The sequence below is a fragment of the Nocardia sp. IFM 10818 genome (assembly GCF_054655275.1).
On record NZ_BAAHJH010000001.1, the window covers coordinates 3,437,487 to 3,457,383 of the forward strand.

The 19,897-nt window shown below is 67.0% G+C and carries 16 protein-coding genes; 6 read left to right on the top strand and 10 right to left on the bottom strand.

Going from position 1 to position 19,897, the window contains the following annotated elements; genetic code table 11:
* Nucleotides 1-17 precede the first annotated feature (17 nt).
* The 3 genes from trpS to ACYQ5L_RS15925 all read right to left on the bottom strand — a co-directional run bounded on the left by trpS (nucleotide 18) and on the right by ACYQ5L_RS15925 (nucleotide 3,292).
* The gene (gene trpS, locus ACYQ5L_RS15915) at nucleotides 18-1,058 is read right to left on the bottom strand and encodes a tryptophan--tRNA ligase (protein ID WP_459958242.1); all 1,041 of its coding nucleotides are present in this window, start codon (nucleotides 1,056-1,058) and stop codon (nucleotides 18-20) included.
* A 212-nt stretch (nucleotides 1,059-1,270) separates the two neighbouring features.
* A complete protein-coding gene (locus ACYQ5L_RS15920; RefSeq protein WP_459958243.1) occupies nucleotides 1,271-2,236 on the bottom strand; it encodes a M56 family metallopeptidase in 966 nt (321 codons plus the stop codon).
* 84 nt (nucleotides 2,237-2,320) lie between these two features.
* Entirely contained in the window at nucleotides 2,321-3,292 is a 972-nt protein-coding gene (locus ACYQ5L_RS15925; RefSeq protein WP_459958244.1) for a helix-turn-helix transcriptional regulator, read from the bottom strand.
* Between the two features lie 61 nt (nucleotides 3,293-3,353).
* Here ACYQ5L_RS15925 and ACYQ5L_RS15930 point away from each other — a divergent pair, with 61 nt between their 5' ends.
* The gene (locus ACYQ5L_RS15930) at nucleotides 3,354-5,615 is read left to right on the top strand and encodes an ATP-binding cassette domain-containing protein (RefSeq protein WP_459958245.1); all 2,262 of its coding nucleotides are present in this window, start codon (nucleotides 3,354-3,356) and stop codon (nucleotides 5,613-5,615) included.
* Between the two features lie 231 nt (nucleotides 5,616-5,846).
* Here ACYQ5L_RS15930 and ACYQ5L_RS15935 read toward each other — a convergent pair whose 3' ends face one another.
* Nucleotides 5,847-8,099 (bottom strand): thiamine pyrophosphate-dependent enzyme, encoded by a 2,253-nt coding sequence (locus ACYQ5L_RS15935; RefSeq protein ID WP_459958246.1) that lies wholly within the window; start codon nucleotides 8,097-8,099, stop codon nucleotides 5,847-5,849.
* Nucleotides 8,100-8,207: 108 nt separating this feature from the next.
* Nucleotides 8,208-8,645 carry a MarR family winged helix-turn-helix transcriptional regulator gene (locus tag ACYQ5L_RS15940; protein ID WP_459958248.1) on the bottom strand — a complete coding sequence of 146 codons (438 nt, stop codon included), beginning with the start codon at nucleotides 8,643-8,645 and terminating at the stop codon, nucleotides 8,208-8,210.
* A gap of 168 nt (nucleotides 8,646-8,813) precedes the next feature.
* Between ACYQ5L_RS15940 and ACYQ5L_RS15945 the strand changes: the two genes are divergently transcribed.
* Together ACYQ5L_RS15945 and ACYQ5L_RS15950 are read left to right on the top strand one after the other, a co-directional pair.
* Nucleotides 8,814-10,244 carry an MFS transporter gene (locus ACYQ5L_RS15945; RefSeq protein WP_459958250.1) on the top strand — a complete coding sequence of 477 codons (1,431 nt, stop codon included), beginning with the start codon at nucleotides 8,814-8,816 and terminating at the stop codon, nucleotides 10,242-10,244.
* On the top strand, nucleotides 10,241-10,732 hold the full coding sequence (locus tag ACYQ5L_RS15950; protein ID WP_459958253.1) for an FBP domain-containing protein: 492 nt from the start codon (nucleotides 10,241-10,243) through the stop codon (nucleotides 10,730-10,732). Before ACYQ5L_RS15945 ends, ACYQ5L_RS15950 begins: the two co-directional genes overlap by 4 nt.
* On the opposite strand, the gene ACYQ5L_RS15955 is transcribed toward ACYQ5L_RS15950, so the two are convergent.
* From ACYQ5L_RS15955 to ACYQ5L_RS15965, 3 genes are read right to left on the bottom strand one after another with little or no spacing between them, the layout of a single operon-like run.
* A complete protein-coding gene (locus tag ACYQ5L_RS15955; protein ID WP_459958255.1) occupies nucleotides 10,723-11,295 on the bottom strand; it encodes a 3'-5' exonuclease in 573 nt (190 codons plus the stop codon). The genes ACYQ5L_RS15950 and ACYQ5L_RS15955 overlap by 10 nt on opposite strands.
* 45 nt (nucleotides 11,296-11,340) lie before the next feature.
* The gene (locus ACYQ5L_RS15960; RefSeq protein WP_459958257.1) at nucleotides 11,341-12,123 is read right to left on the bottom strand and encodes an META domain-containing protein; all 783 of its coding nucleotides are present in this window, start codon (nucleotides 12,121-12,123) and stop codon (nucleotides 11,341-11,343) included.
* Nucleotides 12,124-12,140: 17 nt separating this feature from the next.
* Nucleotides 12,141-13,547 (bottom strand): lipase family protein, encoded by a 1,407-nt coding sequence (locus ACYQ5L_RS15965; protein WP_459958259.1) that lies wholly within the window; start codon nucleotides 13,545-13,547, stop codon nucleotides 12,141-12,143.
* A 168-nt stretch (nucleotides 13,548-13,715) separates the two neighbouring features.
* Here ACYQ5L_RS15965 and ACYQ5L_RS15970 point away from each other — a divergent pair, with 168 nt between their 5' ends.
* Nucleotides 13,716-14,348, top strand: a complete 633-nt coding sequence (locus ACYQ5L_RS15970; RefSeq protein ID WP_459958261.1) for a TetR/AcrR family transcriptional regulator — start codon at nucleotides 13,716-13,718, stop codon at nucleotides 14,346-14,348.
* Nucleotides 14,349-14,653: 305 nt separating this feature from the next.
* Nucleotides 14,654-16,270, top strand: a complete 1,617-nt coding sequence (locus ACYQ5L_RS15975) for an MFS transporter (protein ID WP_459958263.1) — start codon at nucleotides 14,654-14,656, stop codon at nucleotides 16,268-16,270.
* A gap of 213 nt (nucleotides 16,271-16,483) precedes the next feature.
* Here the strand turns inward: ACYQ5L_RS15975 and ACYQ5L_RS15980 are convergent, their stop codons facing one another.
* Together ACYQ5L_RS15980 and ACYQ5L_RS15985 are read right to left on the bottom strand one after the other, a co-directional pair.
* Nucleotides 16,484-16,948 (bottom strand): response regulator transcription factor, encoded by a 465-nt coding sequence (locus ACYQ5L_RS15980; RefSeq protein WP_459958265.1) that lies wholly within the window; start codon nucleotides 16,946-16,948, stop codon nucleotides 16,484-16,486.
* 591 nt (nucleotides 16,949-17,539) lie between these two features.
* Nucleotides 17,540-18,544 carry a ketoacyl-ACP synthase III family protein gene (locus ACYQ5L_RS15985; RefSeq protein ID WP_459958267.1) on the bottom strand — a complete coding sequence of 335 codons (1,005 nt, stop codon included), beginning with the start codon at nucleotides 18,542-18,544 and terminating at the stop codon, nucleotides 17,540-17,542.
* A gap of 210 nt (nucleotides 18,545-18,754) precedes the next feature.
* Between ACYQ5L_RS15985 and ACYQ5L_RS15990 the strand changes: the two genes are divergently transcribed.
* Nucleotides 18,755-19,882 carry an acyl-CoA dehydrogenase family protein gene (locus tag ACYQ5L_RS15990; RefSeq protein WP_459958268.1) on the top strand — a complete coding sequence of 376 codons (1,128 nt, stop codon included), beginning with the start codon at nucleotides 18,755-18,757 and terminating at the stop codon, nucleotides 19,880-19,882.
* The last annotated feature ends 15 nt before the right edge of the window (nucleotides 19,883-19,897 follow it).

The window sequence follows — 19,897 nt, forward strand, 5'->3', positions numbered from 1 at the left end:
AGGGGAGTTCGTTTACCTCAATACGCCGTGCCCATCGCATCGCGGACCTCACCGAGCGTGCGGTCCGCCATCTCGTTGGCGCGGCGGTTGCCGTCACGCAGCACGCCGCGCACGTAGCCGGGATCGCGCGCGAGCTCGTCACGACGTCGGCGATGCGGTGCGAGGAACTCGTTGACCGCGTCGGTCGCGAGCTTCTTGAGGGCTCCCGCACCGGCATCGCCGATCTCGGCGGCGAGTTCGCGCTCGCCCACGCCCGTGCACAGCGCGGCGGTGGTCAGCAGCGCGGAGATGCCGGGACGGCCGGCCGGGTCGAAGGTGATCAGTCGTTGCGAGTCGGTGGGGGCGCGGCGGACGAGGGCCGCCGTCTCGTCCGCGGTCATCGACAGGGCGATCGCATTGCCGTAGCTCTTGGACATTTTCCGTCCGTCGAGACCCGGGACCTCCGGTGCCGCGGTGAGCAAGGCGTGCGGTTCGGGGAAGACCTCGCCGTAGCGTTCGTTGAAGCGGCGTGCGACCACCCGGGTCAGCTCGATATGCGGCAACTGGTCCTTGCCGACGGGCACCAGATTTCCCTTGCAGAACAAGATGTCCGCGGCCTGGTGGACCGGATAGGTGAGCAGCAGTCCGCTCAGCGCTCGCCCCGATGCCGCGAGTTCCGCTTTGACGGTGGGATTGCGATGCAGTTCGGCCTCGCTGACCAGGCTCAGGAACGGCAGCAGCAGCTGATTCAGCGCGGGCACCGCGGAATGGGTGAAGATGACCGCTCGATTCGGGTCGATCCCGGCGGCCAGATAGTCCAGGACCGCGGAGTAGACGTTCTCCCGGACCCGGCCGATGGCGTCGCGGTCGGTGATGACCTGATAGTCGGCGAGGATCACGACCGTGTCCACGCCCAGCCGGTGCAGGCGCGCCCGCTCGGACAGGGTCCCGAAATAGTGCCCCAGATGGAGCGGACCGGTCGGGCGTTCACCGGTGAGAATGCGGTACCGGTGCGGATTTTCGGCAATGTCGGCGCGGACCGAATCGCTGCGTTCGAGGGTGGCGGTGAGGGAATTCAACCTACAGCTCCTTGGAAGAGGGAAGAGCTGTACGAACCGCGGGAAATCGGAGCGACGTCACGGGCTGCGTACAGCCCGTGGACAGGATCAAGCGGGCTGCTGGAGCAGCCACCACCATGCCTGTCGGAAATCGATCACCAGGCGATGATAGCAGCCCGCCATCGCAGGGGACCCGGAGGAAACCGGGTAACCGCGCCGCCCGCCGGCCGTGCTCAGCCGGAAAACGGTGTGCAGAGCGCGATTCCGAGCACGGCGGTCAGCACGGAGGCCAGCGGGGCCAGGGTGGCCGTGGCCGCCGCCGCGGTGAGACCGATCCGGGCTCGGAGGCGCGAGGCCGCCGCGGTCGGGGCGGCCAGGCGCTGCACCCGGGTGGCCAGGGCGACCTCGGCCGCCCCGAGCGCACCGGCGGGCCCGGCCTTCATACCGGAGAGGGTGAGCAGCGCGCGCAGCACGGTGCCGCGGCCGTGAATGCGGGCGGCGGCGTCGTCGGCGAGCATTTCGAGCAGGCGGGCCACCTCGGTCGCGCCGACCGTGAAGAGGGTGAGGCGGGGGAGGACGGCGGCCAGCCCGCGGGTGGCGGCCAGCAGCAGATGGTGGCGGCCGGCGAGGTGGGCGCGCTCGTGGCTGAGCACCGCGTCGAGGTGGTCGTCCGGAAGGGCCGCGAGGACCGCTCTGCTGAGCACGATCGTATGCGGTTTGCCCGCAACGCAATACGCGGCGGGCTCGTCGACCTCGAGTACGACGGCATCCAGCTCGGGATGGTGACGGCCCGCCATGCGGGTCAGCTGTGCGTGCTCGAGGGTGGAGCGCCGGGCGCGCAGCAGGGATTTCGCCAGCCGCACCCCCAGCACCCCGGCGGCGAGGGCGACCAGACCGGCCAGCAGCAGGAGACCGGCTTGGACCGGCGTGCCGTACCGGCCGACCGAGGCGTCGTGCAGATGGGTCACGCAGGTATCCACGAACCGCTTGGGCGCGGTGGAAATGCCATGGGAGACAAGGTCGATGAGCAGCAGAACGGTGGCGGCCGACCAGGCCAGGACCGTCGAGGCCATGGACGCCAGCCAGGCGACGAGCGCGACCCGCGGAGCCGCGCCCGCATGGGTCACGCGCTGCAGCAGACGGGGTGCGAGCACCGCGACCGCGAATCCGTACAGCAGCAGACATACGGCGACGCTCATCGAACCACCTGCCCTGCCGTCCGGTGCACCATTGCTCCTTCTGTCGACCGCGCACGAGTGTACGGACGAAACCTGAGGGGATCCTTACCCGCGACCGGCCGCCGCACGCAGGCGGTCGGCGAGTTCGAGGCTGCGCTCCCGGAATTCGACGGGCTCCTCGATGCGGAAAGCCACGCCGAGGAAGGCGATGGTGAGGATCATCCATTCGAAGGAGTCCACCCAGATGGTGACTCGGCACCGGTCGGGGGACAGCGGCTCGATATCGCAGTCCTGGAACTTCAGCGCATCGGCGACCGCGCTCGCGCCGGCCTCGACCACCGCCACCGCACGGTGCCGTCCGGCGGTGAGCCCTTCCCTCAGGTAGTCCGCGGCCGAGCGTGCGGGCAGCGGGCGCGGCGTGAAAGGTGCAGCGGTGCTGGCGATTCCGGCAACCCGATCCAGGCGGAAGGTGCGCCACCCGGCGCGTTCGACATCCCAGGCCAGCAGATACCAGCGCAGGTGCATGTGGACCTGCCGATACGGTTCGACCCGCCGGGGCGTGGTGCGGCCGCTGCGGCTGGTGTAGTCGAAGGTCACCACCTCGTGGCGGGCCGCGGCCAGGCCGAGGGTGGTCATGGCCTCCGGGTCGACCGCGGGCGCGGCCAGCGGTGCGGCTTCCACCGTGGAGCGCAGCGCGCCGACCTGGGGGCGCAGGCGTTTGGGGAGGAACTGGTCGATCTTGCCGAAGGCGCGGTCGGCAGCGGTGCCCATATCGGCGTGGCCCTCCGGCTCGGTAGGCGCGGTTGCGCCGAGCAACGCCAGTCCCACCAGCGTGGCGACCGCTTCCTCGTCGTCGAGCACCAGCGGCGGCAGGGTGCGACCCGCGGCGAGCTGGTAGAACCCGCTCGGCCCGGGCTGGGTCGTCACCGGATACCCGTAGTCGCGCAACCGCTCCACATCGCGGCGCAGTGTGCGCGGGCTGATCTCCAGCCGCCCGGCCAGTTCGTGACCGCTGAAACGGCGGCCGGTCTGCAGCTGGGCCAGCAGTTCGAGCATGCGGCGCGTGACATCGGGCATGCCTCCATCATGGCCCGAATTGCGGTCAGGATCCGGCCGCATCTGTTCGTACCGTCGCAGTATGACGACGACACAGCCCGCTGACCTGCCTCATCGCCGCATCATCCGAATCCGGGCGGCGCGCACCAACAACCTGCGCGATATCGATATCGATGTGCCGCGCAACAGCCTCGTGGTGTTCGTCGGCGTCTCCGGCTCGGGCAAGTCCTCGCTCGTTTTCGACACCATCGCCGCGGAGGCGGGTTATCAGGTCAACGAGACCTATCCGCCGTTCGTGCGCAACCGGCTGCCGCGCTGGAGCCGCCCCGAGGTGGACGCCATCGACGGGCTCTCGCCGGTGGTGGTCATCGACCAGAAACGCCTGGGCGGCAATGCCCGATCGACCGTGGGCACCATCACCGACACGTACAGCTATCTGCGACTGCTGTTCTCGCGGGCGAGCGAACCGTATGTTGGTGAGTCCAACCATTTCTCGTTCAACGATCGCGCCGGTATGTGCCCCACCTGTTCGGGGCTGGGGGAGACGATCGTGACCGACGTGGACAGCGTGCTCGACCTGGACAAGTCGCTGGAGCAGGGCGCGATCCTGTTGCCCGGCTTCGGAAACGGGCAGTTCTGGTATCGCCAGTACGCCGATATCGGCTCCTTCGACGCGTCGACCCCGCTGCGGGACTGGTCCGCCGAGGAACGCCGCGCACTGCTCCACGGCGGCGAGGCCGCGGCCCGGCTGGGCACGCGCCCGCCGAAGGACTACGAAGGAGTGATCAACCGTTTCGAGCGCATCTACCTGCACACCGCCGACAACCCCTCCGAGCGCAAACAGGCTGTGGTGGAACGCTTCACGCACTCGCGGACCTGCCCGGAATGCCACGGTGAGCGGCTCAACGAGGCGGCCCGCACGGCGCGCGTGCTCGGCCACACCATTATCGAGATGAGCCGCATGGAGATCGGGGAACTGGCCGACCTGATCCCGGGCGTGACGGCATCGAATGTCGCCCCGGTGGTGGCGGCCCTGCGCGACCGGCTCACCGCACTGGCCGATATCGGGCTGGGCTACCTGTCCCTCGCCCGGCCCACCACCACCCTGTCCGGCGGTGAATCCCAGCGCATCAAGACGGTCAAGCACCTGGGCAACAGCCTCACCGAAATGCTGTACGTCTTCGACGAACCCACCGTCGGCCTGCACCCGCATGATGTGCGCTCGATGACGGAGCTGCTGAAGCAGTTGCGGGACAAGGGAAACACCGTGCTGGTGGTCGAACACGATCCGGATGTCATGCGCATCGCCGACCAGATCGTCGAAATCGGCCCCGGCGCGGGCACCGCCGGCGGCGAGGTCGTCTTCCAGGGCTCCTACGCGGATCTGCGCACCGCCGACACCCTCACCGGCCGGGCGCTGCGGCAGCGCCGCGGCTCGGCCGCAGCGCGCCCGGCGACCGGCAAGATCCGCATCGAGAACGCGACCCGCAACAACCTCGAGGGCATCGGCGTCGATATCCCCACCGGCGTACTCACCGCCGTCACCGGCGTCGCGGGCGCGGGTAAATCGAGCCTGATCGCCGAACTGGTGGAGCAGCACCCGGCCACCATCGTCGATCAGCGCGCGGTCACCACCAACCGCCGCTCCACACCCATCACCTACACCGGCATCGCCCCCGCGGTCCGCAAACTGTTCGCCGCCCGCAATGGGGTGAGCCCCACCCTGTTCAGCGCCAACTCCGAAGGCGCCTGCCCGGCCTGCAACGGCCTCGGCGTGGTCTACACCGACCTGGCGTTCATGGACGGCCAGGAGGTCGTGTGCGAAACCTGCGGCGGCCGCCGCTTCACCCCGGAGGTCCTCGCGTACACCCTCGACGGGCTGAGCATCGCCGATGTGGACGACCTCACCATCGACGAAGCCGCCCAGCGCTTTCCGGACCCGGCCATCACCCGCGCCCTGCGGCACGTCGAGGAGGTCGGCCTCGGCTACCTGCGCCTCGGCCAGGCGCTCACCACGCTCTCCGGCGGCGAATGCCAGCGGCTGAAGATCGCCAAGGAGCTCGCGAAACGCAACGGCCACACCATCTACGTGCTCGACGAGCCCACCACCGGGTTGCACCTGTCCGATATCGACACCCTGCTGGAGGTGCTGGGCCGGCTCGTCGACAAGGGCAACACCCTCATCGTCATCGAGCACAACCTCGATGTCATCCGCCGCGCCGATTGGGTGATCGACCTCGGGCCCGGACCCGGCCGCTACGGCGGGCGAATCCTCTACGAGGGCACTCCGGAAGGGTTGGCCACGCACACCGAGTCGAAGACGGCTCAGGCCCTGCGCGGATGACACGCGGGCACAGCGCGCGGTTGATGTGTGGGATCCGCCCGGTCGATGCGCGTGACCTGCGTGGTTGCGCGGCGTCACTACCATCCGGTATTACTAACTACGTACGTACTACGTAGATAAGCCTGGCGCCGCCCCCTCATCGGCGCCGGGGCGCCGACCGGACCGGCGCCGGCGACGTACCGGGATGCCGTACCCCCTCATCACGGTCATCCCGGTACGTTGTCATCCGGATCAGGGTGCGGCAATGAGCTTTTCGGCCGCCGCCTCGATCCGGTCCTCGTCCAGCAGCACGGTATTGGCGGCCGGGCCGAGCGGGACGAAACTGTCCTCGCTCGTCACGCGGGCGATCGGCCCGTCGAATCCGGCATCCAGCAGCGCCGCGCACACCGCCTCGGAAATGCCTCCGCTGCGGCGGGTCTCATCGGCGATGAGCACCCGCCCGGTGGCGCGGGCATTGTCCAGCAGCTCGTCCACCGGCAGCGGCGCGAGCCAGCGCAGATCGAGCACCCGGGCGTGAATGCCGCGCGCGGCCAGCCGCCGCGCCACTCGCAGGCTCATGGGCACCCCATTGGCGAAGCTCACTATGGTGAGATGGGTTCCGGTGCCGTGCACCCGCGCCGCGCCGATCTCGACGTGCCGCACACCGGAAATCGGTGCGGCCCAACCACCGTCGCCCGGCCGATGCAGATCGCGCGTGTGGTACAGCGCGATCGGCTCCAGGAATACGCACACCCGCCCGTCCACCCGGGCCGCCGACACACAGGTCCGCAACATGGCCGCGGCGTCATCGGCCCGCGACGGCGAGGCGATCACGACCCCGGGGATATCCCGCAGCGCCGCAATGGAATTGTCATTGTGGAAATGCCCGCCGAACCCCTTCTGATAGGCGTACCCGGCGATCCGCACCACCAGCGGATTCCGGTACTGCCCGCTGGAGAAGAACGACAGCGTCGCGGCCTCCCCGCGCAGCTGATCCTCGGCATTGTGCACATAGGCGAGGTACTGGATCTCCGGAATCGGCACGAACCCGGCCAGCGCGGTCCCGAGCGCGGTGCCGAGCACGCTCTGCTCATCGAGCAGTGTGTCGAAAACCCGCCGCACGCCGAAGGTCTGCTGCAACCCCTTGGTGACGCCGTACACCCCGCCCTTACGGCCGACATCCTCGCCGAAGACCAGCACGTCGTTGTCGCGCGCGAGCAACTGCCCGAGCGTGTGATTGATGGCCTGCGCCAACGTCATCGGATCTCCGGTGGCGGCCGTAGCGGAGGCCGCCGCAGCCGGGGTGGTCACCGGGGGAGTGGCGGCCTTGGCCGGTTCCGCCGGGCCGGCCGAGCGAATGGCATCGGTGCGCACGACCGTCGGCCGGGCCGGCGCGAGACTGGCCGTGACCGCGGCGGCGGACTCGAGTTTCGTTTCGCCCGAGACCTTTTCGGCCATCTCGGCGACTCTGGCCGCGATGTCGTCGTATCGCCTCAGCACCTCACCGGGCGTCGCCACGCCGGAGGTGATGAGCAGCTCCCCGGTGCGCGTCACCGGATCCCGGCGCAGATCCGCCGCCAGTTCGGCGGGCCGCCGGTAGGCCGCCTCCACATCCGAGCCCGCATGACCGAGCAGCCGCACGGTCCGCAACCGCAGGAAGGCCGGTTTGCGGTGCGCGCGAACATAATCCGCCGCCTGCCGGGCGACGGTGACCGCATCGGCCAGATCCGCGCCCTCGGCGTCGAAGTAGCGCAATCCGGGCCTGGCCCCATAGGCGTGCTCGATCCACGTCCGCGGCGTCGGCACGCTGATGCCGATGCCATTGTCCTCGCACACGAACAGCACCGGCATGGGCACGCCCAGGTGCGCGGTGTGCACGGCGGTATTGATGGCCCCGGCCGCCGTCGAATGATTGGCGGAGGCATCGCCGAAACTGCACACCACCACCGCATCCCCGGGCCACTGGCAGGCCACGCCGAGGTTCGCGGCTCGGTCGATGGCGAAGGCCAGCCCCACCGCGCGCGGCAGATGCGAGGCGATGGTGGAGGTCTGCGGAATCACATGGGCGGGCTTACTGCCGAAAACCTTGTGCCGCCCACCGGAAATGGGATCCGAGGCCGCCGCGACCACGCCCAGCAGCACATCGCGGATGGGGTCGAGCCCGGGTACCTGCCGGGCCCGCTGCACGAAGAACCCGGCCGAGCGATAGTGCAGCAGTGCCGGATCGGTGCTGCGCAGGGCCGCGGCCACCGCCGCATTGCCCTCGTGCCCGGAGGAGCCGATGCTGTAGTACCCCCGCCCGTCCCGGGTGAGCTGCCGCGCCGCGAAGTCGAGGTGCCGGGCGGTGGCCTGGGCGTCGAACAGCTCCAGGCATTGCGCGCCGGTCAGGGATGCTCCGGGAGACAGTGGTTCCTGTTGTGGCCGAGTAGGTCCCGGTTTCGTGGCGGCGATTTCGGCACGAAACCATTGGTCCAGCTCCGCTTCGCGCTCGTTGATACGACCCACCTCTCCCATATGTCCCATATGTCGCGTACGTCGGCCTCAGCGTAGATGTGAAATGGGCATCTCCGTGGCAACTCCACGCCGAAGGTCAGCCGGGCCGCACGCTCCCTCTCATCGTGGCCAAGGACGGCCGGTCATGTGCTCGATATCGGTGTTGAATCGGCGCAAATATCCGGCGAACGCGGCGACGTCCGCGGCGGACCAGCCGGCCATGGTGACCTCTAAAGCCTTGATGTTCTCGCTGCGCTCGTTGTCGAGCTGCCGCTCGCCCTCGGGCGTGACCCGGAAGCGCCGGGCCATGCCGCCGTCCGGATCCGGGATGCGCTCGATGAGCCCGTCGCGCATCATGGCCGCGGTCTGCCGCCGCAGTGTGGACGCCTCCAGTCCGAGCGCCTCGCTGAGCTGGCCGATGGACATGGATTCCTGATCGCGCAATCGGCTGAGCAGGGTGTAGGCGCTGCGGTCCAAGGTCCGGCTGGTGCGGGTCACGAGGGTGTACCGCCCCAGCAGCATCGTCTCGAACTCCACCAGATCCAAGGGCTTGTCCATCGCCATCCTCGCTGCTCGGCATTGGTTTCTCGGCAGGTATACCACGCGGTCCGTGTATCGACCATGAGTCGTGTAATAAACATGTTGCGTGTATCCAGCACGATGTGTGTATTCTACCCACTGCGTGTATCGTACACGCAGTCGTTCGAGTCAGAGAAGGAAAAGCTCATGAACCCGCCCGTCCCCGCGGTACGGCCCACCGGTGTGCTCACCGTGCTGGCCGCGGCCGGCATCCTCGCCGCGTTGATGCAGACCCTGGTCGTGCCCCTGATCGGTGATCTGCCCCGGCTGCTGCACACCAGCGCCGCCGACGCCTCCTGGGCGATCACCGCGACGCTGCTGTCGGCGGCGGTGGCCACGCCGATCGCCGGACGGCTCGGCGATATGTACGGCAAGCGGCGCATGCTGCTGGTGTCCACGCTGCCGCTGATTGCCGGTTCGGTGCTGTGCGCCATGGCCGGATCACTCGCGCCGATGATCATCGGGCGCGGGCTGCAGGGTCTGGGCATGGGCATCGTGCCGCTGGGCATCAGCGCCATGCGGGATCTGCTGCCGCCCGAGCGACTCGGGTCGGCCATCGCGGTCATGAGCGCGTCGATGGGCATCGGCGGGGCCCTGGGCCTGCCGATGGCCGCCGCCGTCGCGCAGCACACCAACTGGCATGTGCTCTTCTGGGGCGCCGCCGTGGTGTGCGCCGTGATCGCCGCGCTGATCTGGGTGTTCATTCCCGCGACCGGGAATGCTTCCCCCGCAGGTCGTTTCGACGTGCCGGGCGCACTCGGCCTGGGCGCGGGACTGGTCTGCCTGCTGCTGGCCATGTCCAAGGGCGCGGGCTGGGGCTGGTCGAGCGGTCCGACCGTCGGGCTGTTCGCGGCCGCGGTCGTGCTGCTGATCGCCTGGGCGCGGTGGGAGCTGTTCACCACCGATCCGCTGGTCGATCTGCGCGTCACCGCGCGCCCGCAGGTGCTGCTGACCAATGTGGTCGGCCTGGTGCTCGGCTTCGCGGTCTACGCGCAGTCGCTGCTGGTGCCGCAGCTGCTGCAGCTGCCGGCGGCCACGGGCTACGGTCTGGGGCAATCGATGCTGGGCATGGGTCTGTGGATGGCGCCGTCGGGTCTGGTCATGATGGCGGTGTCGCCGCTGGGCGCCCGGCTCTCGGCGGCCCGCGGTCCGAAGACCACGCTGATCATCGGGTCGCTGGTCATCGCCGCCGGATATGCCTCCGGTCCGGTGCTGATGGGCTCGGCCCGGGGTCTGCTGGTGCTCACCTGCGTGTGCGCCGCGGGCATCGGCCTGGCCTACGGCACGCTGCCGGCGCTGATCATGGGTGCGGTGCCGCTGTCGGAGACCGCCGCCGCCAACAGCTTCAACACGCTGATGCGGTCCATCGGTTCGTCGATCGCGGCAGCCGTTGTGGGCGTGGTGCTCTCGCAGCTGACCATTCAGTTCGGTTCCTACGCACTGCCGTCTGAGACCGGATTCCGCGCCGGCCTGCTGATCGGCTGCGCGGCCGCGGTGCTGGCCGCGGCCGTCACCGTCGCCATCCCCGCCCGGCGCGCCATTGTCACTACTACTTCCAAGGAGCTGCAACCATCATGAAACCGATTACCGAACGCGACATCCGGGCCTCGATCGTCAACGGTTCCAAGGGCGATGCCAAGCGCATGCCGGTCCCGCGTGACCTCGACACCCGTCCCTGGGAGGACCTGGACTTCCTGGGCTGGACCGACCCGTCCTATCCGGGCCGCGCCTATCTCGTCGTCCCGCAGGATGACCGCCTGGTCGGCGTGCTGCTGCGTTACGAGACCGGCGGCTCCGGCAAGACCCAGATGTGCACGGTCTGCTCCACCACGCACACCGCGCACGGCGTATCCCTGATGACCGCCCCCAAGGCCGGCGACTCCGGCCGCAAGGGCAATACCGTCGGCACCTATATGTGCACCGACCTGGCATGCTCGCTGTACGCGCGCAACAAGCGCCAGCCGACCCTGGGCCGCCGGTATCGCGAGGACCTCATCTCCACCGAGGAGAAGGTCGAGCGGGTCGTCGAGAACATGAACGCCTTCCTGTCCCGGCTCTACAGCTGATCGGCGGTGGCGCCCGGCCAGGCGTCCTGTTTCATCATCTCGATGACGAGGGCGGCGATGTTCCACGCGTCATCGCCGCCCCGGTGGTGGGTGCCCTCCAGGGGCAGCTCCGACATGGCCAGGGCGCCCGCCATCCCGTAACGGCGGTGGGTGCCACGGGATTCGGAGAAGGCGAGTTTGGCGTTGGTGTGGCGCGACCCGAACGGATACGGGACTCCGGTTGCGCCACACTGGCGTTCGAACTGCTTGCGGTCGTAATCCCCCCAGCTGGCCCAGGGGCGGGAAGCAGCGTGGAACTCGGTGCGCAGCAGCTCGCACGCCTGGGCGAAGGAGATGCCGCCCGCGACCTGTTCGGGGGTGAGAGTGGTGAGCTGCGTACAGAATTCACTCACCGTGGACCGATCCGGGCGCACCAGGATGCTGTGCTTGCTCACCCGTTCCAGGGTGCGGGTATCGAGCACGCACAGGCCGATCTCGATGATCTCGCTCGGCATGCCGGGCGGATTGGCCTGCTCCCAGCAGGTGGCCTCCACATCCACCACATTGAGATAGCGATCGTTCATGTCGCCGGACGGTACCGGGCGGGTGCCGTCCGGCGACAACGCTTTTTACTCCGCCGTCAGCTTCAGGCCGGTGCCGTTGGCCGCATTGCTGATGGTCAGCATGTCGGAATCGACGGTGGCCGTGGTCTTTCCGTCGAGGGCCTCGAGCACCTGGGTCTCGACCTCCATCACCTCCGGCGCGCACAGCATCTTGGTGGTGCCGATCTTGAAGGTGACGTCACCGCCCGCGATCTCGGCGGTGCCGGTCATCCGATTGCATCCGGCGCTGCCCGAGACCGCGCCGTCGGGCGCGATGGTCAGGGTCGGCCGCACCTCGTCGAGGGTCACCGAGCTCACCACGGCATCCGGCCGCACCAGCGAGGTGACCACCCAGGTGGTCCCGGTCAGCGGCTTGTCCGGATGGGCGACCTTGCGATCCAGCAGGGTGACGGTGCTGCCATTGCCGGTAATGGTGAGATTCGGCCCGTCGAGCTTCCAGGTCGGCTTGGATTCCAGCAGACCGGTCATCCAGCCGTCGGCCCCGGCGGTCGGCTCCGGGCAGCCGATCAAGGTCATGGCCAGCTGGTCGGTCTCGAGCACGTTCCCGTTCAGCGTGACCGGCCCGGACGCGGAATTGCAGCCCGCGCTCGCCAGCACCCTATTGTCCTTGAACCCCAGGTTCAAAGGCCCGCCGCCGGGAATCGGCAGGCCCTCGACCTTGGTGGAGACGTACTCCTTGCCCATGGGCGTGGCCTCGGGCTGCGGATCGGTGTCATCGCCGCCGGAGGAGCAGCCCGCCGCGGCCAGGGTCACGGCGAGCAGAACGCCACACACTCGAGTAGCTGACATAGCGCCGATCGTACGGACTACACCGGCATTCCCAGCGCCGACGCGAGGGTCTGGCCGATGGTATCGACGAACGCGCCGATGGCGCCCGGATCCAGCAGCGAGGTGATGACGTCGCGGTTGTTGCAACCGGCCGGGACGCTCACGCCATTGAGCCGGTCATCGAGCCACAGCACCGCGCTCGCGGTGCCGGAGACCGCCGCGATGCCGTGCTCGCTGAGCAGGTCGCGGGTGTAGAAGACGCGGGCTCCGGGATCCTTGCAGTAGGTGTCGTAGAGGTTGTTGACCGCGTTGATCGGCATCACCTCGTCGAAGGGGGATTCGTAGATGTAGAGCGGGCTCGGGGGAGTGCCGCGCTTGCCGAGGGTGAGCTCGTCGAGGACCGGCTGCATTTCCGGGGCCCGCATGGGATCGCCGGGATAGTCGAACAGCCCCTTGATGTTCACGAACGGGAAGGCTGCGAATTGCAGTGCCACGCACTGTCCTTCGTGCACCACCCGGGCCGCCTTGCCGAGCGGGTTCATGTACCGGTCGATGAACCGATTCACCTCCGGGTATTCGCGCGCCACCCCGAACAGCCCGCCCAGCACCGCGCCGCCGAAGGTCGAGGTGCCGTTGTTGTAGTCGATGGCCATGCGGATATCGGCCATGAGACCGCCCGCGGCGGTGCCGACCAGGTTCAGCTCCGGCGCGTACTCGGGTTGGAGTTCGGCCGCGTGCGCGGTGGGAATCGCGCCGCCGGAGTAGCCCCACAACCCGACCCGGGTATCCGCGCCCGGCAGCCCGGCGGGTGCGAAATTCTCCGCGGCGCGAATGCCGTCGAGCGTGATGCGGCCGCCGAGCGGGCCGACCGCGTACGCGGCGTTCGGGCCCTGATGGTCGGGCACCACCACCGCGTGCCCGAGTTGCAGCATGGCCTGCACCTCGATGAACTCCGCGCCGATGACCGGGTTCAGCGGGTTGGGCAGCGAACCCATCTGCAGGGTGTAGGACGGCGCGCAATTGATCGACAGCGAATCCTCGGCCATCTGGAACGACAGCAGCGAGCGCTCCCCGGTGGGCGCTCCCCGGTGCGGCACGATGACGGTGGCGACCGCCGCGATCGGCTCCCCGCGAGTATTGCTCGACCGGTATGACAGCTGCCAAGCCTTCACATTGAGCGGAATCAACCAGAAATTGGCCAGGTTCACCTGCCGCGCCGCGAGAATCTCCCCGGGCTGCGCCGCCGCCACGCGCGCCGGATCCGGTTGGTAGAACGCGGTATCCAGATACGGCGGCGCCGGCGGCACCGGGAACGGCAGTGCCGGTTGTACCGGAACAGGTTGTGCCGCAGCCGTATTCGCAACCACCGGGCACGCGGCGAGCGCCAGTCCGGCAGCCACCCCCAGGCACGTCCGGGCAATCGCGGTCCGGGTCCCCGCTGTCATATCGAACTCCTCCACGCCGCACCGCGGCCGAGCGCCCACCCTCATAAGATAGAGAGTGTTTGTTTTCTATGTTGCGATGGGGAGACTACGGCCACCGCGCGGAGTGTGTCAACGGTCACGTCGGCCCGACTGTTCGCACCACCGCGCCGACACGGCAGGATGTGCGAGGTGAGCGAAGTTTCCCGCCCGCGCCGGACGCAATCGGAACGCCGGGCAGCCACCGTGGCGAAGCTGGTCGACGCCACCATCGCCGCCATCGGTGAAGTCGGCTACCAGCGCGCCACCGTCCAGGAGATCTGCGGCCGCGCCGCCCTCTCGGCCGGCGCCATGTTCCGCCAGTTCGACACCCGCCTCGACCTCATCGTGCGCACCGCCGAAGAAGCCTTCGGCCGCCAACTCGAGGCCTACCGCGTGACCATGGATCACCTTGGCGCCCAAGACAACCCACTCGACGTAGCGCTCCGCTTCCTCCGCATGGCCCAGCAGTCCAACCTCACCCATGCCCTGCGCGAGATCTACCTCGCCGCCCGCTCCGACGTCGAACTGCGCGCCCGCATAGCCCCCATAGCCGAAACCTACTACCGCGAAATCGTCGCAACCTTGGAACGCAGCGGCCTCCTCGACGCCTACCCGCCCCAAGTCCGCGAACCCATGTTCTTCATGCTCCTGCACCTCTTCTCCGGCGAAGCCGTCGTCCGCGGCGTCTACCAACGCCCCGACCTCGACACCGCCGTCCTCGACCTGGTCGAAGACATGCTCGCCGCCTACGCCGACCGAACGGCCTCATCCCCGAAGCCCTGAACATCCCGCGCGGAATTCCCGCGCCCTCGTGGCGCGAGTGCCCGCGCTGCGTCCGGGCAGTGCCCGTTCGCCGCCCGGGCAGTGCTGCACGATGCTCGGGCGGTGCCCGTTCGCCGCTCTGCGGTGCCCGCTCACAACCTGGCCGGGCTCAGCCGCGTGCGTCGTCCCCGCTTGTTGCGTGGGCATGAGACCGTCGGGTCATCCCGGCGTGCTCGAGGCCGGGATCCACGTCGTCCCGGCGGATTCCGGCAGATCCCGGGCCAGAATGCGGCCGTGCGCATTCGTTAGGGCGCTCAGCTGCGCATATGCTTCCTCCGGTGACCGATGTTCGTGTGCAACCCCCTCCCGTGTCGGCCTGGGCGCCGCTGTCCTCGAAGGTGTATCGGGCGCTGTGGGTCGCGCAGTTGGCATCCAATCTCGGCACCTGGATGCAGACCGTTGGTGCGCAATGGCTGCTGGTGGATGAGCCGAATGCGGCGATGCTGGTTTCGCTCGTCCAGACCGCGACCACGCTGCCGGTGGTGCTGCTGGTCATTCCTTCCGGGGTGCTGGCCGACCTGATCGACCGGCGGCGGTTGCTCATCGGTGCGCAGTCGGCGATGGCGGTCATCGCTCTGGTGCTCGCCGTCTCGACGGCGCGCGGGCACACTACGCCCGGTGTTCTGCTCGGGCTGCTGTTCCTGATGGGCTGCGGGTCGGCGCTGACGATGCCGACCTGGCAGTCGATCCAGCCGGAACTGGTCCCGCGCGAGCAGATTCCGGCGGCATCAGCGCTGAACGGCTTGAGCGTCAACAGCGCTCGCGCCGTGGGGCCGGCCATTGCCGGTGTACTGGTCGCGGCGGCGGGGCCGTCGTTCGTCTTCGCGCTCAACGCCGTGTCCTTCATCGGCATTGTGCTGGTGCTCATTTCGTGGCGGCGGCCGGTGCGCGAGGAGAAGCTGCCGCAGGAGCGCCCCTTCGCGGCGCTACAGGCCGGTATGCGCTTCGTGCGTTCCGGTCCCGCCATCCGCCGGGTACTGCTCAGGGCCGTGCTGTTCATCATCCCGGCCAGCGCGGTCTGGGCCCTGCTACCGGTCGTCGCACACGAGCGGCTAGGGCTGTCCTCCTCCGGCTACGGCCTCATGCTCGGCGCGCTCGGCGTCGGAGCGGTCCTGGGCGGCGTCTCCTTCGCCCGCCTGCGCGCCCGCCTCACCGCGACCCGGATGCTGGCCCTCTCCGCCCTGCTGTTCGGCGTCCCGACCGTCGTCCTGACCGCGGTGCATCATCTCCCACTGGTCCTCATCGCCCTGTTGATCGCCGGCATCGGCTGGCCCCTGGCCATGTCGACGCTGAATTCGACCATGCTGCTCATGCTCCCGTCCTGGGTCCGCGCCCGCGGCATGTCCGTCTACACCCTGGTCTTCATGGGCGGCCAAGCGGCGGGCTCCCTCCTGTGGGGCGCGACCGGCACTGCCCTGGGCGTCTCCTCCGCCCTCTTGATCGCCGCCGCCCTCCTGGCCCTGTGCCTGGTCAGCCTGCTGTGGTGGCCGATCCGCCAGGACGCCACCGGCTTCGACCTCACCCCCATGGCCTTCTGGCCCGAACCCGACATAGTCTGCGAACCCGATCCCGCCGACGGCCCCGTCCTCGTCCTCCGCCGCTACCACGTCCCCGCCGAGGTCACCGAAGAATTCGTCACCGCCATGGCCCGCGTAGGCCGCTCCCGCCAGCGCACCGGCGCCATGGAATGGCGTCTCTACCGCGACGTCGGAGTAGCCGACCAATACGTGGAAGCCTTCGTGGTCCGCTCCTGGGCCGAGCACATGCACCAACACGAAGTCCGCCTCACCGCCCAAGACCTCCGCGGCGAACAGGAAGTAGCCAAATACACCCTTGGCGAGGACGAAATCACCCACCTCATCGCCGTCGAGGACGCCCGCTGACCCGTCGGCGACGCGGCAACTCCCGCGGCGGCCCACGGAAAATCCGTTGCGCTACTCCCGTGCGCCTGCGAATGTGGTTGTACCGCTGGATCATCCCGGCGGAGAGCGAAGATAAACCGGTCAGGGTGCCGGGACTCGTTGCTCTTCGTTATCGGAACGATTCCACCCGTAATCCGTGCGTTTTCACGATAGTCGGAATGTCGTTCGGCCGGATCAGCTGGCCTGCTGCGCACCAGTTGTGGGCAGAGACATGGCTGCCACACCACGTGCGAGCGCGGTCGGCGGGGGCATCGAGCTGGTGTTCTCCCTGAAAACGTTCGATCGTGGCTGATTCTGGCTATTGATACATGAGCAGCGATGTGCGCACTCGACTGTCTGATTGGGATTTCCGTTTTGAAGAGTGATCTGATAGGCGTACGACACGAGGCCCGCTTGAAGCCTGGACTCTACTCCGAGCTTTGCCATTATTCGGGCGACATGAGCTTTTACCGTGCGCTCCGTGATATTCAGCTGCCCAGCAATTGCACGATTGGATCTGCCATTGCCCAGCAGGTGGAAGACTTCGATCTCTCGGGACGAGAGCATGACGGCACGCTCAGCTTCCTCATGCCAGTTCGGCGGGTTGAGATTGGAGATGTAGGCACATCGTAGATTCCCCTGCGCTATCTCTTCAGACATTCATTTCCCCCATAGGGACGCTGCTCGATTTATTGCACCAAATCACTCAACCATGCGGTATCTAGGAGATCCTTTATACGCCTCTCTCACTGCATCCGTGTCGGTACCGGCGCAGTCGAAACAGTCACGCGGACATCGAACTGTGGGTGCCCGCGAGAAACGTCATGGGGGTGGCAACTGTAGCCAGTATTCACCCCTTTCTATGTGTCCGGCCAGATTCGTCCTATCAATCGGTGATGATACCTCAGGCTAACGACCGGTTCCAACTGGAACCTTCAACGTTGTGCTTCCGAGCGCTGCGCTCGGCCCTCCTTGATTGCCCGGCAGTTCACCCGCTGTCGCGCATCTTCCTGCGGTTATAGCAGACTTCGATGTGGGACTGGATCTTTACATCAAACCCTGGGTAATACCAAAGTTCGATGGTTGGCCGGTGGAATAAGCGACCCGTGAATTGCACCGCTCGCTTGCGGATTGAAATGGCAGGCATATCCGCTACCTGCACGAACAACTGGTTGGATTGATGCACAACGAATCGGAGTCGATGGCCACTTCTTGCCGAGGGTTCGGCACGAAGCGGCCATCGTGGCCATGCTAGGAGTCGCTGGATTCCAGAATGACGGCGGTGGATATGCCGCCGAGCCCGTGTGCCAGCAGGAGGATGTTCTGCCAGGTGGCCTTCTGGGTATTGACGAGGTAGTCCAATCCTGCCAGTGGATCCGCGGGACCAATGTGTCCTACGCGGCGGGAGAAGTCCCACGGTGTAATCGAGAGGTCCAAGGACAGTGGTTTGAGGAACTGTTGCATTGTCAGCTCGCGACCCAGGAACGGGCAGACAACGAAGTCGATATCTGAAAGTTTCACACCGGCCTGGCTCGTAGCGATTTCCACTACCGCTCGGATATCGCTCGCGAGAGCGGCCATGATGCGATCGCCGTCCAGGACCTCTTCGTGGCGAGTTCGAAGGTAAACGGGCCCGGATGAGTTTTCGCGCTCTGGTGTGAACGGATTCTTGCCGCGGCCGATGTACTCCAATTCCGGGTCGCTGAAAGATGCCATGCCGGCTATGCGCGCGAATCCGCCTTCTCGTGAGAGTATTGTCGCAGCCGCTCCGTCGCCGAACGGATTATTGGAAGTTCGCCATCGGTCCACATCGTGCTCGCGCCAAATGTCACCTGCTGTGATCAATGCGGTTTCATGCTTCTCCCGTGTCTTCAGAAAAGCAGCTGCGAGTTCGATTGCGATCAGGGCGCCATCGCATCCCGCATTGACATCACTGGTCGTGCAACGGCCAGATGGTATACCGATACCTCGGTGAATATACGGGGCGCCGTGCCACAATCGTCCGCCGGGTGTGAGCATCATGCAATGGAGGGCTAGGGCAATTTGTGCGGGACTGCTCCGAGCTCTTTCCAGAGCGAGCTTCGCGGCCGTCACCGCCAAATCGGGGGAGTTTTGATCGCGCGGCGCGACTGTGACTGAAATCTGCTGAGTTTCCGCAGCTTCGCGATTGGTCCATGCACCCGCTGCCAAAGCATCGCTCACCGGCATGAACGGTGGTATGTCAGCGGCGATTCCGGAGATGAAGACGTCACTCATGGTGTCATATCGGCTTTCTTGGAGATTCTGCGAACATATCAGTGCAGCTGTTCTAGTCCGAATGGCGGGTTCTCGTAAATTGAACCATTGCACATGAACGAAAGGTCATGTCCGAAGGTTCAATTGAGTGCAGGTCGAGGGCCTACCAAGATCTCAAGCATGTTGACTGCCGTCCAGCCCGTTCCATAGACATTCGCTGCGAGGATACAGATGGATTTTGCTCTCACTGCCGTCCAGACCGAGTTATACGAGGGGATCCTTGCCGGGGTGCGTCAGCGATTGGCCGGCGCCGGCACGTCACACGACGATGACTGGCGATCCGTTGCCGACCTGGGTCTCACGGGCCTGTGTATTCCAACCCGGTACGGTGGGGGAGGCCTCGGCGCATTCGACACTGCGCTGTGCCTGGAGGCGTTCGGTCGCGGGTGCCCCGATATGGGCCTCGTCTTCGCGGTGGCCGCGCACCTGCTGGCAGGCGCTGTGCCGATTCGGGATTTCGGATCCGAGAGTCTTCGCGACGAACTGCTGCCCGGTCTGGCAACCGGGGGACTGTTGGCCGCCAACGCGATCACCGAGGACGGGGCCGGCTCGGACACCAGCCGACTCGCTGCCACCGCGCGTCTCGACCTCGGTCGGTACGTGCTCGATGGCGACAAGTCGTTCGTGAGCAACGGGCCCGTGTGCGATGTTCTCGTAACCTATGCCGCCACCGACCCAGAGGGTGGATTTCTCGGCATATCGGCTTTCGCTGTACCGTCCAAACTCGGCGGTATCAGCCACAGCGAGCCGTTCGAGAAGATGGGCTTGGAGGGCTGTCTGGCGGGTCGGGTGCAATTTCGTGAGTGTCGTGTTCCGGAGGCCTACCGTCTCGGGAGCGAAGGGCAAGGCTCCGCGATCTTCGCTCATGCGATGACCTGGGAGCGAGCCTGTTTGTTCGCGGCTTACATCGGCATGATGGAGGATCAGCTCGACCGTTGTGTCGTACATGCCCGCGAAAGAAGCCAATTCGGTAGACCGATAGGCAAGTTCCAGGCCATCTCACATCGTATCGCCGTAATGAAGCAGCGGCTGGAGAGCGCCCGGCTGTTGCTCTATCGCGCCTGCTGGCTCATCGATCAGGGCCGAACCGAGCAGGCCTCCGCCGCTGCGCTCGCCAAGGTGGCCGTATCCGAGGCGGCGGTGGCGAACAGTCTCGACGCTGTCCAGATTTTCGGTGCGTCAGGCTATTTGGTGCCCGGAGGGGTTGAACGATACTTGCGGGATTCGATACCGGCCAGGTTGTTCTCGGGTACCACCGAGATCCAGCGGGACATCATCGCGAAAGCGGCAGGTCTATGAGTTTGCATCGTCTGC

What these genes read in the sequence shown, in the direction of transcription:
- ACYQ5L_RS15950 (WP_459958253.1), top strand. Translation starts at nt 10,241, where the DNA reads ATGAAACCGATTACCGAACGCGACATCCGGGCCTCGATCGTCAACGGT.
- ACYQ5L_RS15985 (WP_459958267.1), bottom strand. Translation starts at nt 18,544, where the DNA reads ATGAGTGACGTCTTCATCTCCGGAATCGCCGCTGACATACCACCGTTC.
- ACYQ5L_RS15945 (WP_459958250.1), top strand. Translation starts at nt 8,814, where the DNA reads ATGAACCCGCCCGTCCCCGCGGTACGGCCCACCGGTGTGCTCACCGTG.
- ACYQ5L_RS15925 (WP_459958244.1), bottom strand. Translation starts at nt 3,292, where the DNA reads ATGCCCGATGTCACGCGCCGCATGCTCGAACTGCTGGCCCAGCTGCAG.
- ACYQ5L_RS15955 (WP_459958255.1), bottom strand. Translation starts at nt 11,295, where the DNA reads ATGAACGATCGCTATCTCAATGTGGTGGATGTGGAGGCCACCTGCTGG.
- ACYQ5L_RS15930 (WP_459958245.1), top strand. Translation starts at nt 3,354, where the DNA reads ATGACGACGACACAGCCCGCTGACCTGCCTCATCGCCGCATCATCCGA.
- ACYQ5L_RS15940 (WP_459958248.1), bottom strand. Translation starts at nt 8,645, where the DNA reads ATGGACAAGCCCTTGGATCTGGTGGAGTTCGAGACGATGCTGCTGGGG.
- ACYQ5L_RS15965 (WP_459958259.1), bottom strand. Translation starts at nt 13,547, where the DNA reads ATGACAGCGGGGACCCGGACCGCGATTGCCCGGACGTGCCTGGGGGTG.
- ACYQ5L_RS15960 (WP_459958257.1), bottom strand. Translation starts at nt 12,123, where the DNA reads ATGTCAGCTACTCGAGTGTGTGGCGTTCTGCTCGCCGTGACCCTGGCC.
- ACYQ5L_RS15920 (WP_459958243.1), bottom strand. Translation starts at nt 2,236, where the DNA reads ATGAGCGTCGCCGTATGTCTGCTGCTGTACGGATTCGCGGTCGCGGTG.
- ACYQ5L_RS15980 (WP_459958265.1), bottom strand. Translation starts at nt 16,948, where the DNA reads ATGTCTGAAGAGATAGCGCAGGGGAATCTACGATGTGCCTACATCTCC.
- ACYQ5L_RS15975 (WP_459958263.1), top strand. Translation starts at nt 14,654, where the DNA reads ATGCTTCCTCCGGTGACCGATGTTCGTGTGCAACCCCCTCCCGTGTCG.
- ACYQ5L_RS15990 (WP_459958268.1), top strand. Translation starts at nt 18,755, where the DNA reads ATGGATTTTGCTCTCACTGCCGTCCAGACCGAGTTATACGAGGGGATC.